This is a genomic window from Bacillus gobiensis (assembly GCF_001278705.1).
In the GTDB taxonomy this organism is placed as follows: domain Bacteria; phylum Bacillota; class Bacilli; order Bacillales; family Bacillaceae; genus Bacillus; species Bacillus gobiensis.
This window is the reverse complement of the sequence record NZ_CP012600.1, coordinates 260,524-275,906: the sequence shown is the minus strand read 5'-3', so window position 1 is coordinate 275,906 and position 15,383 is coordinate 260,524. Positions and strand designations below refer to the sequence as shown.

The following is a 15,383-nucleotide window of genomic DNA, read 5'->3' as shown; positions in this document are numbered from 1 at the left end:
TCAGCTCCTTTATGTGTATTGAATTTTGCCAGTTAGCTCTTTTAGATCGTTTATGTGATAAAGCTTCATATAGTCTGCGATCTCTTCAATAATCGACAGCATCGCGGTCGGCTGAACAAACGTTGCTGTTCCTACTTGCACTGCACTTGCACCTGCAAGAAAAAACTCTATCGCATCCGCTCCGTTCATAATTCCACCGCAGCCGATGATTGGAAGGCTTGTTGCTTGATAAACCTGGTGAATCAGGCGGACAATGAGAGGTTTGATAGCTGGACCTGAAACACCGCCGATTTTATTTGCGATCTTCGGCTTTCTCGTATGAATATCAATCGCCATTCCAACAAAGGTGTTTGCCACGTTCAATGCATCTGCCCCGCCTTCTTCTGCAGCCAAAGCAATTGTTTCGATGCTGGTCACATTCGGAGAAAGCTTGGGAATAATCGTCTTATCCGTCACCTGTCTTACGATTTGAACCAAACGATAGGTCGCTTCTTCGTCCATTCCAAATGCCAAGCCGTTGTTTTTTAAATTTGGGCAAGAAATATTCAATTCAAGCCCCGATACGGCGTCCATGAGCGCCAGTTCTTCACAAACCTCGGCAAATTCCTCGATGCTGTCTGCCGAAACACTTGCAATTAATGGGGGACGGAATTGAGAATAAAAGGGGACGGTATGCTCTTTATAATAGGAAAGTCCTTTGCTTTGAATCCCGATTGAATTGATCATTCCAGATGTTATTTCACAAACGCGGGGAGTCGGATTTCCTTTACGCTTGTTTTTCGTAATGCTTTTTGGGACCAAAGCGCCCAGCCGATTAAAATCAATCAGCTCCGCCAATTCCTCGCTAAATGTTCCAGATGCCGGCATTATTGGATTTTCAAGAAGAAGCTTCCCGATTTTCACGCTCATTTCCATTATGATAAAACCACCTTTTCAAGAGGAAAAACGGGTCCTTCCCGGCAAATTCTAACGGATCGGATTTCATTCTGTTCGCGTATATCACATACACAGGCAAAGCATGCTCCCATGCCGCAGCCCATATTTTCCTCTAGTGCAGCCTGTGCAAACAGCCTATGTCTTATTGCAAGCGTTTGAAGCATCGTCGTTAGTCTCTTTGACCCGCAAGTATAAACGGAATCCAGCTTCTTCTCCTTCATTAAATTTAAAACGAGCTTTTCTACCCTGCTTATTTCACTTGTGCCGTCTTCGTCTGTTACCGCCAGGACGGATACTCCTGCAGCTTCGAGCTCCTTTTTCACCAATACATCTTTCTCTGATCTCGCACTCAGAATTGCGGTGCATGGAATATTCATTTTGACAGAATGATAGGCCAATGCCGAAAGTGTAGCGATCCCAACACCTCTCCCGGCAAGTAAAATACCACTTGAAGATTGATTGATAGAAAATGAATTTCCGAGTGGCCCTAATATACTTAGAGACTCGCCTGGCTGCTTCTCAGAAAGTTTTTTCGTTCCTGTCCCTTTGACAAGATAAAGAAATTCCAGCGTATTTTCGCGTTCATTGATTTTGTAGATGCTGAATGGCCTTCTAAGGATTGGAGCGTGCTCGTTGCTGCATTGAATATGAAAGAATTGTCCCGGTTTTACACTCGAAGTCATGAAATTGGAGATATTCAAAATCATTTTCCAATAACGCGCATTCACTTGAAAGTTAGACAGAACGGTAGCTTCAGACAGGTTCATTTACGCTCTTCCCCTCTTTATGGACGATCGCTTGTTTTAGTACAGCGGCTTCCAATACATCAATTCCTGCTAAAATATCATCCAACGCTGTGTATTCGTCAGGGTGATGGCTCACTCCATCCTTCGACGGAATAAAAATAAGGCCAACCGAACCGAGTTTTGTCATATGCATTGCATCATGGCCCGCACCGCTTTGCAGCAGTTCATACGACAATCGTTTTGCTTCACATTCAGCTTTTAGTTCATTCAAAATATCGGTAGATAGCATGACCGGCCGTTCTCTGCTAATGATTTTGCTTTCTACGTTTAAGTCCCGCTTCTTTTTGATGCCGGAAATTTTCTCCTCAATCCGCTTTAAGACGCGATCTCTTGACTTGACATCAATTCCTCTAATGTCTATTTTCATTTCGACTTTTCCGGGCACCACATTCATTGCACCGGGATGCACGATTAAATCTCCTACCGTAGCTACGGTGCCTTCCTTCTGCTCCATTTTTGCGCTCGCTTCTGTTTCAAGCGCAAGCTCAGAAGCGGCAAGAAGAGCATCCTTCCGCATGTGCATCGGCGTTGTTCCGGAATGTGAGGCTTTGCCGTTAATAGTGACGAGTAATCGTATGGGCGCTGCGATTCCAGTGACGATCCCGATTTTCTTGTTTTTATTTTCTAACACCGGCCCCTGTTCGATATGAAGCTCAAGAAATACCTTGAATCGTTCTTTCGTCCGGTTAGCTTGATCGATGCTTTCAAAATCCAACGCGCAATCAGAAAAGGCTTTATCGATTGACGTTCCGTTGCGATCTTTTAAATGACGGATTTTATCCTTTTCAATTAATCCTGCCATTGCTTTGCTTCCAATTGTTGAAACACCGAATCGCGAAGATTCCTCGCAAGCGAATGAAATAATTTCAATCGGATGATCCGTTTCAATCCTTTTTTCATTTAATCTTGTGATGACTTCTAGAGCAGCAGTCACACCTACTGCCCCGTCATACTTTCCGCCTTGGTAAACAGTATCCAAGTGAGATCCCATCACAACAGGGGGAAGACTTGGATTTTTCCCGGGCCGCCTTGCGATTAAATTTCCGCTGGCGTCCAACCGAACCTCCAGATGCTGATCCTTGCACATTCTGATAAAACCGTGCGTGCAAGCTTGTTCCTCATTGCTGAAGGCTATCCGGGTGATTCCTATTTCCCCTGAATTATATTGATTGACTTTTTCTAATAAGTTTTGATATCGCTCTTTAGTCATACGGAGCATCTCCTATAAATTTGCGTATAAACATAGTGAGGAAAGAGTTACAATTCGATGTAGCCTTTCCCATTTTGAATCAAAAGCTCTGTTCCAAATTCACTGGAGAGCTGCCTTAGCTCAGATAAGATTTGTTCACCGTGAGCCTTGGAGACAAATTCCGGCTTGCCTCTCCCCGCTCTTGACGATTCAAATCCCAGTGAAATCGGCACTAGCTCAACGCCGCGAATTTCACCATCACAGTAGATAATCGAAGCAATAACAGATTCAAACACTTTCGGATTAGCTGCTAACCCTCTTGTACCATTGTCGCTTCTCGCGTCAAAACCGTCTGCAGTCTGATGGGTTGGCCCCAGCTGATAGAGCTCGTAAAAATCGGCAGGCTGTCTCTCTACCGTATCGTTCTGAAAAATAAAGTCTCCTAAACTATAAAAAATCGGTCTGTTATTATAAATTTCAATCCCTCTTAAAATATGGGGCCCGTGTCCAATAACCGCATGTGCTCCTTTTTCAATGCAGGCTCTGCAAAATTCTTTCACAAAATCGGCCGGCCTGTCTTTGTAATCCCCTTTCATCTCGTGGGAATGAATGCTTACCAAGACGAGATCAGCCTGACGACTTGCTTCCTCTATCGATCGATAGATACGTTCAGTGTCTTTTTCGTCCATCCTTGTGATCGTTCCTGGCTGTCCTTCTTCAAAGGAAAGATTAGAAAACGAGTATGAAGAAGAGTGATCAGTGGAAAATCCCTCTTTTACGTTTAAATTCCGAGTAGCATTAATTTCAGTTTTCGATTCTATTTCTTTCAGCTTTTCTAAATTCTCTTTCGTAAGCCGATGGATTTGTTTATGGCCCAAAGGGTTGATTCCTGGCCTTCCGGGAACATCAGGTCTTTGTTCTCCTGCCCGATGCCAATTTTCAAAGGTGGTTGTTATCGATATCAAAGCCACTCTTCCTTTTTTTGTTTCAAAGTACTTAGGCTGTGCAGCTTCTGCTAAGTTTCTGCCAATCCCTGCATATACCCAGTTCTCTTTCTCCAAATGTTCAATCGTACAAAGCAAGCCTCCATGCAGCCAATCAAGGCTGTGATTATTAGCACAGGCCATCATATTCATACCGATCCAATCTAAATCTTGAAGGACAAAAGGCCTGGCAGCCGCCCACGTCCCACCGCTCGTAGCAGATGGATATTGATCAAAATGATGAACAGTTACTTCAAAATTAGTAAACCTCACATCAAAATCGTGTAAATAATCCCTGATGTGTTTCAGTTTTTCTTGATTGTAAGGAATTCTTTGTGTGATAAAGGAGTCCCCAGTCAAAGCAATTCGAATAGACTCTTCCATGATCGTGTCCTTTCTCATAGCTGTATCGAGCTTAGCTGATGCATTGATCGCAGATGTTCACTCGCTTCGTCGGATACTTGAAGGAGCTGTGAGATGATTTTATCCTTCTCTTGATCAATCTGGCTCGTTTCGCCAACCAAACTCAAACTGATTCTCGTATGGTGATCATTATGAAAAATAGGTGCTGACAAAGCCGATACTCCGATTTCAAGCTCCTGAAGGCAGCATCCGATCTTCGTTTTTCGGATTTCCAGCAATTCATCCTTAAGTACGTCGGGCTTTTTTATCGTATAAGGCGTGTATTCTGTAAAAGACACGTTTTGGAGAATTTCTTCTATAAGCACATCCAGCTGGAAGGCCAAAATCACCTTTGAAGCAGCAGAACAATGGAAAGGCATTCTTTGGCCAACGTGAACAAAGTATTTATTTCTCAGGTGAGATGGCTGGTGGGTATAGGTACAGTACACCTGCTCATCTTCATACCTGCATAAATAAGAATACAGCCCCGTTTGATTCGATATTTTTTCGCAATACTGCCCTAAGAGGCCAATAGGATCCTGCCCCCGAAGAAATTGACTCCCCCATAGCATCGCTTTTGGTCCTAGCGTATATTGCTTATTCTGTGGCAGCTGTTCGACAAGCCTGTGGGATTGCATGCTCTTCAGCATTCTGTGAACAGTCCCTTTACTTAGCCCTGTTATTCTGGAAAGCTCACTTATTCCAATACCTTCAGCTGGACTTTCACTGATAAGATCCATAACTGCAGTTAAGCGGTCTAGCCATTCCAATATCTATACACCCTTTGTTTAGTAGTTTCAATCTTAATAAAAGCAGCTTCCTTAAATATGAAACTTAAGGAAGACTTCTTTTTAATCCAGCTCTTTTCCTTTCGTTTCCGGGATTAAGAAAATAAAAGAAAGAGCGGATAATACATATATTCCTGAAAGCAGGCTAAGCGCATAGCTTAAAGAATGATTTAGAGAAATGTAGCCGATAATTAAAGGAGCAAAACCGGCAACTGCACGTCCTACATTAAAGATGACATTTTCTGCTGTTGATCTTGCCCCCGTAGAATAATGCTCAGCAAGCAATGCTCCGTAACCACCCATCATGCCGTTAACAAAGAAGCCCAATACTCCTCCAAGCACCAATAAAACGATTGGAGTGCTTTGCTGGAAGTAAATCCAAATGATAACTGCTGCAGATAAAAGAAAAATAAGATATGATGGCTTTCTGCCTATTTTGTCTGCAAGAATTCCAAATACAATGATTCCAATAATCATTCCGACAATCGTTACAACAGTCCAAACGGTGGTTTTATTAAATGTATATCCCAATTCATTCGCCAGCATTGTCGGCATCCATGTCATAATTCCGTAAAAGCCGAAATTTTGAACGCTGGTAGCGATAATCAATCCAATTGTAGTTGCTGTCGTTCTAGGCGATGAAAACAAATGGCCGATTGCAATTTTATTTTTCTTATCATGTTTAAGTTGAAGCCACTGTTCTGGCTCTTCAAGATTTTTGCGGGACCAAAAAGCGAGTAGTGCAGGCACAATACCGGCTACAAACACACCTTGCCAGCCAAAAGCAGGAGAAATAAATAATACGGATAAAGTTGCTAATACAATTCCAAGCTGGAAGCCTACGGCTACGATCGACGTTGCCCTGGAGCGGTATTTTTTCGGCCAAGCCTCACTGACAAGCGTCATTCCAATTCCGAATTCTCCGCCAAGCCCGAGACCTGCAAGAAAACGAAAGACCATTAATGTTTCCATGTTCGGAGAAAGTGCACAAAGGCCGGTGAATACCGAAAAAATTAAAATCGTCCAAGTAAATACCCGGACACGCCCGTATTTGTCTGCTAAAATACCAAAAACGATTCCTCCGATTACTGCCCCCAATAGCGTGATCGTAGAAATACTTCCTGCTTCAGCTGGATTTATGCTGAAATAGGCCATGATCAACGGCATAGTAAAGGAAAGGATCATCATGTCCAATCCGTCCATTGCGTACCCTACTGTGGAAGCCCATAGCGTTTTCCACTGATAGCTGCCAATTTTAGAATTTTGTTTGTAACCTGATGAATTCTCAACAACTTCTTGACTCATTTTTCCAGCTCCTTTATATTAAATTGACGGTTTTTCGTTCCATTTATCGGAACGGTGTTTCATTAATTTGAAAACATGTGCTTATCTTATCTATCATTTTTTTAGCACGCTACTTTTTTGTTAGAAGACCTTCCGATGTTTTGTTTTTTATAAAGGCTTTATAAAAATATTTTTTATATCTGAACAATTTTTATAAATTTGTAAAATAATGAGAGTGGATAGAATAGAAAACATAGCACAGCAGAATATGGTTTTATTACGAAATCTCTTGCGCGTGAAGGCATTTACGTTCTGAAGCTGAAAAAGAAAGAACTTAGCAGGAGACCCTGTATCGTTTTTTATGTTTCTTGTAATAGTAGTATTATCAATATTAAACCCAATATTATTTTCAATGAAGAGAACAAAGATTTCTAATTTTGACACTTAATATGTCTTTATCAACATGATCGTTTAACAGAGCCAAATTAAAAAAGAACCGGAAGTATTTTTCCGGTTCTTTTCAATCAAATTCTTAGTAGTTTAAAAACTTCACGCAAACCGCATAAGGGGCAGGAACATCTTTCTGTACAAGCTCAAGCTTTCCAGTTTCGATATCACGTGTAAACAAAGCCAATGTTCCAGTTTCCTGATTTGAGGCTATTAAAAATTTCTCCGTCGGATCAAAAGCAAAGTCTCGCGGCCAATGCCCTTCCGTTGATACCCGCTCGACAAAGCTAAGCTTCCCTGAACTTGGATTTACCTGAAATACCGCAATGCTGTCGTGTCCGCGATTTGCTGCGTAAACAAAGTTTCCGTCCTTTGTTACGTGAATCGCGCTACCTTGACTATTTTCATTGAAGCCTTCAGGTAACGTTGATATAATTTGGATTTCTTGAAATTCTGCAGGCTCCGGATTGTATGCGAGAACCGCGACTTCATTGCTTAGCTCTGAAAAGACATACGCATATTTTTCATTCGGATGAAATTCAATATGCCTTGGCCCTGATCCAGGTGTGAAGGAATGGCTGGTAACCTCACTTAACAATCCGTTGATTAATTGGTACAGGACGAGCTTATCTATTCCAAGGTCGACACTTACTACATACTTTTCATCCGGAGTAAAGCCGGCAAAATGGGCATGAGCCCTTTCCTGCCTGTCTTCGTTTGGCCCTCTTCCTTCATGGGTAACAAAAGAGGTAGCTGGATTTAGACTGCCGTCTTCGTTTACCTGATAAGCCACGATCGTTCCGCTATGATAGTTGGCGGAAACCACATATTTTTTTTCTGAATCCACACTGACATGGCAAGGGGATCCTCCATCAGAAATTTGATTATTTACTAATGATAATTCTCCTGTTGCAGCATCAACCCTATAAGCAGCCACACCGCCCCTGTCCCCTTCTTTAATGACGGAATATAACATTTGATTATCTTTGCTAATATTCACGTAAGTTGGACCGTCCAATTTCGCAGCAAGTTTAGGCTCGCTTAGACGTGCTTTTTCCGTATCCAGCTCAAATGTATAAATCCCCTCGCTGTCCCCTTTTGTATACGTGCCGACATATCCTATGTATTTTGCCATTTTTGTGCCCCTTTCTCATCAATTGTTTCTCCTATTATAACTGAGGAATATTAATTTTTCGATCTTTACTCATTTCTTACATGCTATAATGAAAGCGATAACATTAGTAGGGGAGGGACTTGAGATCATGAAATTCATCATTAAAGGAATTTCAATTACTATTTTATTCATTCTTCTTACTTCATGCAAGGATAATCAAGCACACTCGGAAAAAGCAGTGCAGGAACCGATAAAGGTTGAAATTTTAGCGCCAAACGAACTATCGATAGACAAAACTGTTAAACTTCAAGTTAAGGTCACCCAGGCTAACGAGAGCGTCAATGATGCCGATGAAGTAGAATTTGAAATATGGAAAGGCGATGACCGTGACCATTCTGTAATGTTACCCGCCAGGAATGTAAGAGATGGAATTTATGAAGTCAGCAGGTCGTTTGATGATGAAGGGATCTACAATATCCAAACCCACGTAACTGCACGCAGCATGCACTCCATGCCGACAAAACAAGTGGTTGTTGGAGATGTTAATAAGGACGTTCAAGAGGAGCATTAATATCGAATTTTATAATAAAAATACAGGAGCATCTATCTCGGCTCCTGTTTTTATGTTTTACTTACAAATAATAGTTGTTCCAAAATTGCTCTCCTTCAAGCAGTGCCTCAGCATTAAGCTTCTTCTCTAAATAGGCTTTATGGTTCGTCAGCAAATTTCCGATAATTAAATCAATCGCAAATAAAAACGGAATATGATGGGAAATGTATGTGCTGTTTTTTACTGACAAAATATCTGAAGTAATGATCTTTATATCAGCCAATGCCGTTATTTTCGTTGAGTCGAAGCTTGTAATAATTACAATTTTCGCGTTGTTCTGACTTGCGATCGTGAGCGCTTCTATAATTTCCTTTACTGTTCCTGAGCGGGAAATTGCGATGATCAAATCATCCTTCCCTGCTAGCGATGCGGAAAGCTTCATATTATGCCGATCATTGTAGGCTGCGGCTGTAAAGCCCATCATATTCAATTTTTGCTTTAATTCCATGCCTACAAGCCACGAGCTTAAAATCCCGTAAATCATAATTTTTTTGCTCGAAATCAAGGCAGCTGCAATCGCAGCCAATTGATCATCAGTAATTAAAGAAGATGTATTCATTAACAGATCGTTGTAATCGAAAGCGATCGATTCAACAAAGCTGACTTGATCATGATTGATCGATTTTGATTTCATTTTTCGATAAAATACGTCCTGCACGAGGGCGATTTTAAAATCATTGAAACCTTTAAAGCCAATCTTTTTACAAAATCGGTTGATGCTTGTTTCTGAGACGCCAACCTTCTCAGCAAGGGCTGTTATCGTGTTTTTTGTTACAAAATCAGGATTTTCAATCACAAAATTGGCGATTTCATTTTCACTAAGCGTTAATTTTTTTTGGTTTGATACAACCTTTGCCAAAACTGCCGGTATCCGTTCACTCATAGTCTATCGTTTCACCTACTGACCTCTTCGTTTTAAACGTATTGTATCATACCGCCTGAAACTTCTCTTAACTAGGAAACATGTGCAAGATGAAGTACCTGCTCCCATTCCTTTTTCGTTTTCCTGAAATGATTTTCAAAATCTTGGACAGTCCACATGTTTTTATGGACTAAATAAATCGAATCAAATAAATTAGGCAAAAAATCGATTCCAATCAGTTCCTTGCAGAAGGAATGGGCAGCGATCTCAGAACAGCTTACGACTGTTGATTTTTTCTTATAAGGACCAATCTTCAGTGCGTCTACCTTATCAAGCAATTCGTTAGTAAATTGCTTCTCTCGATACTCAAGATAATGGTAAAATTCATGAGCCAAATGAATCGATAGGACGTCCTGATACGTAAGCTCCGTTTCGCTTATAAGATTATACGCTTCGATTAACTCTACTAAAGAAGGCTTGTAGATTTTTATTTTCGACTTCTTTTTCGTGAAAATGATCTCTGCCCGAAACTTCACTTGATGAAAAACACCGATCGAATCTGAAATTTCGATCTCCAGCTGATTTTGTTTGCAGAGACTCTTTATGTCTTTATGCAAAAACGATTGTGCTTTTTTTCTGCCAATTTCCAAAGAACGCGTCACATAATAATAAATTTTATCAGAAGGAATTCGATGAAAAAGCAAATCCTTTTTTAATTCCAGATAAGCCAATAACTGATCGTCGAGTGATTCCAACGAGCGAGTGAACGGTTCCATTGCTTTAAGCTCCTCATTGATAAGTGATCGCGATGATTTCGCTCTCACCATCCAAGTATTTTGTTTCGACATCGATCATTTTCATTAAATGCTCTTTTGTTTGCAAGCCTGATAAGTCAATCATTTTTTCTTTAAAGAATATGAATACTTTCGGAATCGTGGCATTGGCATCGGAATATATGGTTTGCTCATCCAAAAATTCATCAAACGATGTGGCTAACTCATTTTTCGGAAAAAACAAGTGATGCGCATTCGCCTGTTTAAAACGGACGACTCCTTCGCGATCCAAAATGCTGACAAAGCTTTTTTTCGATTTAAACAGCCCTAAGAAAACCTTCTTTTCTTCCTTGGCCTCAAACAAATTCCATCTTCCTGTTTTGTATCGCAATTGAACATTTTTTTGATTAATCGATTCAGCAGCTATTTTTTTCAATTCGTTCTCATCAACTTGATTTGCAGCTAAGTCCTTTGAGCGGAGTTCAGTTGAACCTGTTGCGATCGCCCGTAAAATGTTTTTCTGTGCATCGATTTCAATCGTCACATCGACTGTACTTTCCTCTGCACCCATTTTTACGATTCGTTCGATTATTTCGGTTCTCATTTTCATGACATCCTCTTCGGTAGGAGCAATAACCGTTTTTTCGATTTGTTCTCTTACCATCGCCATTCCGACACCAATCGTTGAAATATACGGAGCATTTTTAGCGATTTTCCAATTGTATCGTTCATACTCTGCCATCGCCGGAATTAATACTGCACCGCTTCCACCGCCGCCTACGAGCAAAATGAAATTTTCATCAAGCTCATAATCAAAAATCATTTCTTTTACTACTTTCATGACTTTTTCAACAGCAATTCTCATCACTTGCTCTGCCGCTTCTTCAATTGTAATCCCTAAGCTGTCAGCCAAAGGCTTCCAAGCTTTCTTTGCGCTTTCATAATTGCCTTTAGCATAGTCATCCTCAGGTATGAAGCCTAAAAGATTGGCAGCTCCGGCGAGAGTAAGCGAATAGGGCTTCCCGCCTGCACATTCGATGATGGCGTAATCCGGATCACCTTCTCTTGGGCTTATCAGCTTTAGATTCGGACTTTCAATTAAACTCGGATCCGCAAAGCATTCATATTCAATCCCGGCAATATGGGCGCTTCTCGGACCAACATCGGTAATGCGGCCGCCGTCGATCCGGATCATGCTTCCTCCGGCAACTCCCAAAGTGCGGACGTCCAAGGATTGCAAATACGTTTTATGGCCGCCAACCTGGGCATTTTTAATCATAACTTTCCCGTTTTTAATGACAGATATATCGACGGAAGTCCCCCCTACTTCAAAGAAGATTCCGTCCGACACTTTTTCGTACATGAGTGCCCCGGCAACTCCTGCGGCAAGACCGGACAGCATTGTTAGTATAGGGCGTTTTCTCACTTCATCAATACTCATGACACCACCGTCGCAGCGCATAATCATCAGCTGCGATTTAATCCCGGCATCCTTGACTGCTTTCTCAGTCATATTGGCGGTTTCCATCATTTTAGGGATTAAGCTGGCATTAACGACTGCTGTTCTTGTGCGGACCTTAAGGCCGTACAATTGTGAAATCTCGTGTCCGCCCGTTGCGTATAACCCTTTCTTTTTCGCCAGGTCGATCACTTTCAATTCATTTGACGGATCGTCAACACTGTAAGCCTCTGAAGCGACAATTACCTCGGCACCTTGTCCGGCGAGTAAATCGATCGCTTCTTCAATTTTACTCTCAGTTAGTTCTTTTGTATCAATAAAGGTGTGAAATGTTTTCAGGTATTTTCCAGGCGCAAGCTCCAAGTCTTCCACCAACGTTTCTGATTTGGCGCTTCTTGCATCCATGCCCGTTCCCATTCCAACGATGCCGACTCTGGCAACATCACCTTCTAAAAGCGCGTTAGTAGCCTGGGTCGTGCCGTGTGCGATAAAAATAACATCATCCGGATGAATTTGATTTTCTTCCAAAATCTGATTAATGATCGTCACAATTCCGCTTGCAACCCCAGTCTCATGATGATGGGTGGTAGGAATTTTCAGCTTTGAAATTAACTCAAATGTGTCGTTGTCAATAACCGTAGCATCAGTAAAAGTTCCGCCGACATCTATGCCTATTCGTACTTTTTTTGTGGACATTGTTTCTCCTCCTGGGATAAAAGTGAAACTTCTTTCAGTGGGGTTTTTTTCATCCCCACTGATAGTTAGTTGAACTAATCGGGCTTTTACGGGCAGTTGATCCCCTACTTAATCTATCGATTCTCTCTTAAACTTAGAATGGGGGGCTTACCGCCCGTTAATGCGGGATAAAGCACGAGAAACATCCTTCATTTCCGTGCTTTTTTCGTATTTATATTAGTTAAAAAGCAAATGGAATTGCGATCGCAAGTGAGATCAATACCGCTACGACTAACCACAGAATCGTTTTTCTCAGAATTCCGATAATATCTGTTTTTGTAAAATCAGCCAGCCACACGTTGTGCGAGTTGGTTGGATCACAGACTGCCTGAAGATTGCTGACAATACGCAAGGCAAGCATAACCGCAATTGCCGACATTCCTGACGTTACCATCAATGCTGCAATTCCGCTGCCCAGCCCCCATACATTTAACGGACCGCGGTAAATCGCTAACGGAGAAAGAAGCGTAAAGAATAAAATAAAACCAAATGGGCTAGTTGGCAAAATATTTCCGATAAGCGGCTGGATTAACGCTGAAACCTGTGGAGCAGTAACTGCGTTTAATAGCATTCCAATTCCCATCATCAGCCCGACCGCACCGGCAACCTCTTGAATCCCTTCAACGAGAGCACTCGATAAAATATGGATAGGTCGTTTCGGTGTAGCCAAAATCAATGTAGCAATTCCACCGACAAACACTGCCGGGACGATATCAACTTTGAATAGAAAAACTAATAGAACAGGAACAAGCGGGCTTACTAGCGCAATCGCCCGTACATTTTTTGGAGCGGCCTTAGGACCTTCCGGCTCTAAAGGCATCGACCAAGCTCTTCTGTAACCGCTTTCTTTTTTGATATTATAAACAATCATAATGAGAGCAATGACAATCAGCGGGATTGCCGGAATCAGTGTAAAGCTGGCAATGACATCCGTTGACAAATTCAGCACATCTTTGTAAACCGCCCAAGTAGCAACGTTGAAGGTAACCCCAACTCCATTGGCTAATAATACGACTAGTGCGCTGACAAATGGTGATATCCCTGCTGTAAGCATGATAGGAATGATAATCGTGCCTACTAAAATAACCATTCCCAATCCGCTCGCAGCAGAAAAGATGACAGACGCTGCTATGAAAAACACAATCGCCATCGCAAGCGGTTTGTCACCAGCAAGCTCAGCTGCTTTGCGAATAATTGTTTTTGTGACTCCGACTTTATTTAAGATCTGACCAAACCAGGCCCCGAAAATCAATCCTGCAATCGCAGTTGATAGCTTCATAGAACCTGCTGCTAAAATAGTAGAAGATATCGTATAAGCTTCTACATCACTGCTGATAAACGGCACTCCGGCAATGATGCCAAATAGCACAGCCATAATAGGCAGGGCAAGCAAGGTTGGAAGCTTTCTCGTCATCATCAAGCCGACAAACACAACAAATACCAATAATATTCCTACAGTTTGTGTAATTTGAAGAGCTGTCATTGTTCATTCTCCTCGTCTTCATATTAATTTTTAATTTGATTTTACTGGAGGTTCTACCTCTAAATAAGCTCCTTGCGTTATCAATGTTTGTTGGAGGTTTGGGATATCAATCTCCTGCACTCCGATGTTCCCTTTCGCCGCTAAAGCTGCCGCTACACCTCCTGCATGGCCGATCGCACCTGCTGTTGGTGTTGTCCTGACTCCGGCTTGTGCTTCAAACGTTGCTGAAAGACATCTTCCCACAACTAGTAAGTTGTCAATATCATTAGTGATCAGGCAGCGATACGGAATCCCGTACATTCCACCCCATTCTAATTTGCCATGGGAAGTCCCTTCTCCGTCAGGGCTATGGATATCGATCGGATAACCGGAATGGGCGATGACATCCTCAAACTTCTTTTGCTGAAGAAGATCCTCAGCAGTCAACGTGTAAGCGCCTACAATTTGTCGCGAGCTTCTTACGCCGATGCGTGGACCTGTCGTTACAACGACTGCATTCTCAAAGCCAACCATATACTTTTTCATAAAATGCTCCAGCTCGCGGCACTGCTTTCTTCCTTCAATTTCAGCTTTGCTTAAGCTCCATGGATCAGTACTGTCACATCCCAATATTCTTGTCGTGTTGAAGATGACTTCGCCGGGATTGTTCGTTTCAAAAAACAGGACGTCCTCACGTGGGATTGAAATTTCCCCTTTTTCTTTCGCCTCTTTAAACTCTTTTAAATAGCCAACGACTGAAAGCCGCTCTACTTTGTTTAACTGATCGAGGTTATCTGGAACTCTCGTAAAGTTTTCAGGATGCTCTCGAATATATTCTTTCACTCTATCAATATCTACATTTCTTACCTTCATTTTTAATGTCATCGGCTGTGATGCCCCGTCTGTCTCACGGCCTTTTGTAAAGGTAACGCCGGCCCATGCTGCCAGATCACCGTCTCCTGAAGCATCGATAAATACTTTTCCGCTGATTTCAGAGATTCCTGCTTTATTGCAAACTTTTAGCTTGGTGATTTTATTCCCTTCTTTAATCACTTCGGCAAGGGCGGTATGGTATAAAATTTCCCCGCCGCTTTCAATCAGCATAACCTCAAGCTCATGCTTCATCGCCTCGGCGTCAAATGGAGTTACTGAATACGTATAGTTCGTCAAATCTTCGATGTGGCCGACAGATTTTCCGATCGTTTTTAGCCTTTGAATCATTTCATCTGTTATCCCTTGAATTGCTTGTTTTTCACCGGCATGAAACGTCATCATCGGACCTACACCCGCGGCTGTCAGCATACCTCCAAGAAACCCGTTGGACTCAATAATTAATACCTTTTCCCCGAGTCGTGCAGCAGCGATTCCTGCAACTGCTCCCGAGATTCCCCCTCCTACAATGACTACATCATAATTTCTCATCACACACCCCAACTTTCTATATGATTTCAAAATAAAGGTATCATTTTTTTGCAAAAATGTAAAGGCTTTCAGTAAATTATTTTCAAAAATAGTCACTTATTATGAAAATAA

13 protein-coding genes are annotated in these 15,383 nt (G+C 41.8%); 1 reads left to right on the top strand and 12 read right to left on the bottom strand.

Going from position 1 to position 15,383, the window contains the following annotated elements; all coding sequences use genetic code 11:
* Positions 1-9: 9 nt before the first annotated feature.
* The 7 genes from AM592_RS01240 to AM592_RS01210 form a co-directional block, all read right to left on the bottom strand.
* The gene (locus AM592_RS01240; RefSeq protein ID WP_192841129.1) at positions 10-915 is read right to left on the bottom strand and encodes a dihydroorotate dehydrogenase; all 906 of its coding nucleotides are present in this window, start codon (positions 913-915) and stop codon (positions 10-12) included.
* The gene (locus AM592_RS01235) at positions 915-1,703 is read right to left on the bottom strand and encodes a dihydroorotate dehydrogenase electron transfer subunit (RefSeq protein ID WP_053602100.1); all 789 of its coding nucleotides are present in this window, start codon (positions 1,701-1,703) and stop codon (positions 915-917) included. The genes AM592_RS01240 and AM592_RS01235 overlap by 1 nt, the downstream gene beginning before the upstream one ends.
* Positions 1,690-2,952, bottom strand: coding sequence for a Zn-dependent hydrolase (locus AM592_RS01230; protein ID WP_053602099.1), 1,263 nt, complete (start codon positions 2,950-2,952; stop codon positions 1,690-1,692). Before AM592_RS01230 ends, AM592_RS01235 begins: the two co-directional genes overlap by 14 nt.
* Before the next feature lie 47 nt (positions 2,953-2,999).
* On the bottom strand, positions 3,000-4,298 hold the full coding sequence (locus AM592_RS01225) for a CapA family protein (protein ID WP_053602098.1): 1,299 nt from the start codon (positions 4,296-4,298) through the stop codon (positions 3,000-3,002).
* Positions 4,299-4,312: 14 nt separating this feature from the next.
* On the bottom strand, positions 4,313-5,086 hold the full coding sequence (locus tag AM592_RS01220) for an IclR family transcriptional regulator (protein WP_053602097.1): 774 nt from the start codon (positions 5,084-5,086) through the stop codon (positions 4,313-4,315).
* A gap of 81 nt (positions 5,087-5,167) precedes the next feature.
* The gene (locus AM592_RS01215; protein ID WP_053602096.1) at positions 5,168-6,409 is read right to left on the bottom strand and encodes an MFS transporter; all 1,242 of its coding nucleotides are present in this window, start codon (positions 6,407-6,409) and stop codon (positions 5,168-5,170) included.
* 511 nt (positions 6,410-6,920) lie between these two features.
* Complete coding sequence (locus AM592_RS01210; RefSeq protein ID WP_053602095.1) at positions 6,921-7,970, bottom strand: lactonase family protein; 1,050 nt, start codon at positions 7,968-7,970, stop codon at positions 6,921-6,923.
* Positions 7,971-8,097: 127 nt separating this feature from the next.
* On the opposite strand from AM592_RS01210, the gene AM592_RS01205 reads away from it, so the two are divergent.
* Positions 8,098-8,520, top strand: a complete 423-nt coding sequence (locus tag AM592_RS01205; RefSeq protein WP_053602094.1) for a FixH family protein — start codon at positions 8,098-8,100, stop codon at positions 8,518-8,520.
* Between the two features lie 61 nt (positions 8,521-8,581).
* On the opposite strand, the gene AM592_RS01200 is transcribed toward AM592_RS01205, so the two are convergent.
* The 5 genes from AM592_RS01200 to AM592_RS01180 form a co-directional block, all read right to left on the bottom strand.
* Positions 8,582-9,442 carry a MurR/RpiR family transcriptional regulator gene (locus AM592_RS01200; protein ID WP_053602093.1) on the bottom strand — a complete coding sequence of 287 codons (861 nt, stop codon included), beginning with the start codon at positions 9,440-9,442 and terminating at the stop codon, positions 8,582-8,584.
* A 71-nt stretch (positions 9,443-9,513) separates the two neighbouring features.
* Positions 9,514-10,197 carry a hypothetical protein gene (locus tag AM592_RS01195; RefSeq protein ID WP_053602092.1) on the bottom strand — a complete coding sequence of 228 codons (684 nt, stop codon included), beginning with the start codon at positions 10,195-10,197 and terminating at the stop codon, positions 9,514-9,516.
* Between the two features lie 13 nt (positions 10,198-10,210).
* Positions 10,211-12,349 carry a hydantoinase/oxoprolinase family protein gene (locus tag AM592_RS01190; RefSeq protein ID WP_053602091.1) on the bottom strand — a complete coding sequence of 713 codons (2,139 nt, stop codon included), beginning with the start codon at positions 12,347-12,349 and terminating at the stop codon, positions 10,211-10,213.
* A 220-nt stretch (positions 12,350-12,569) separates the two neighbouring features.
* The gene (locus tag AM592_RS01185; protein ID WP_192841128.1) at positions 12,570-13,871 is read right to left on the bottom strand and encodes a citrate transporter; all 1,302 of its coding nucleotides are present in this window, start codon (positions 13,869-13,871) and stop codon (positions 12,570-12,572) included.
* A gap of 30 nt (positions 13,872-13,901) precedes the next feature.
* Complete coding sequence (locus AM592_RS01180; protein WP_053602090.1) at positions 13,902-15,272, bottom strand: FAD-dependent oxidoreductase; 1,371 nt, start codon at positions 15,270-15,272, stop codon at positions 13,902-13,904.
* Positions 15,273-15,383 lie beyond the last annotated feature (111 nt).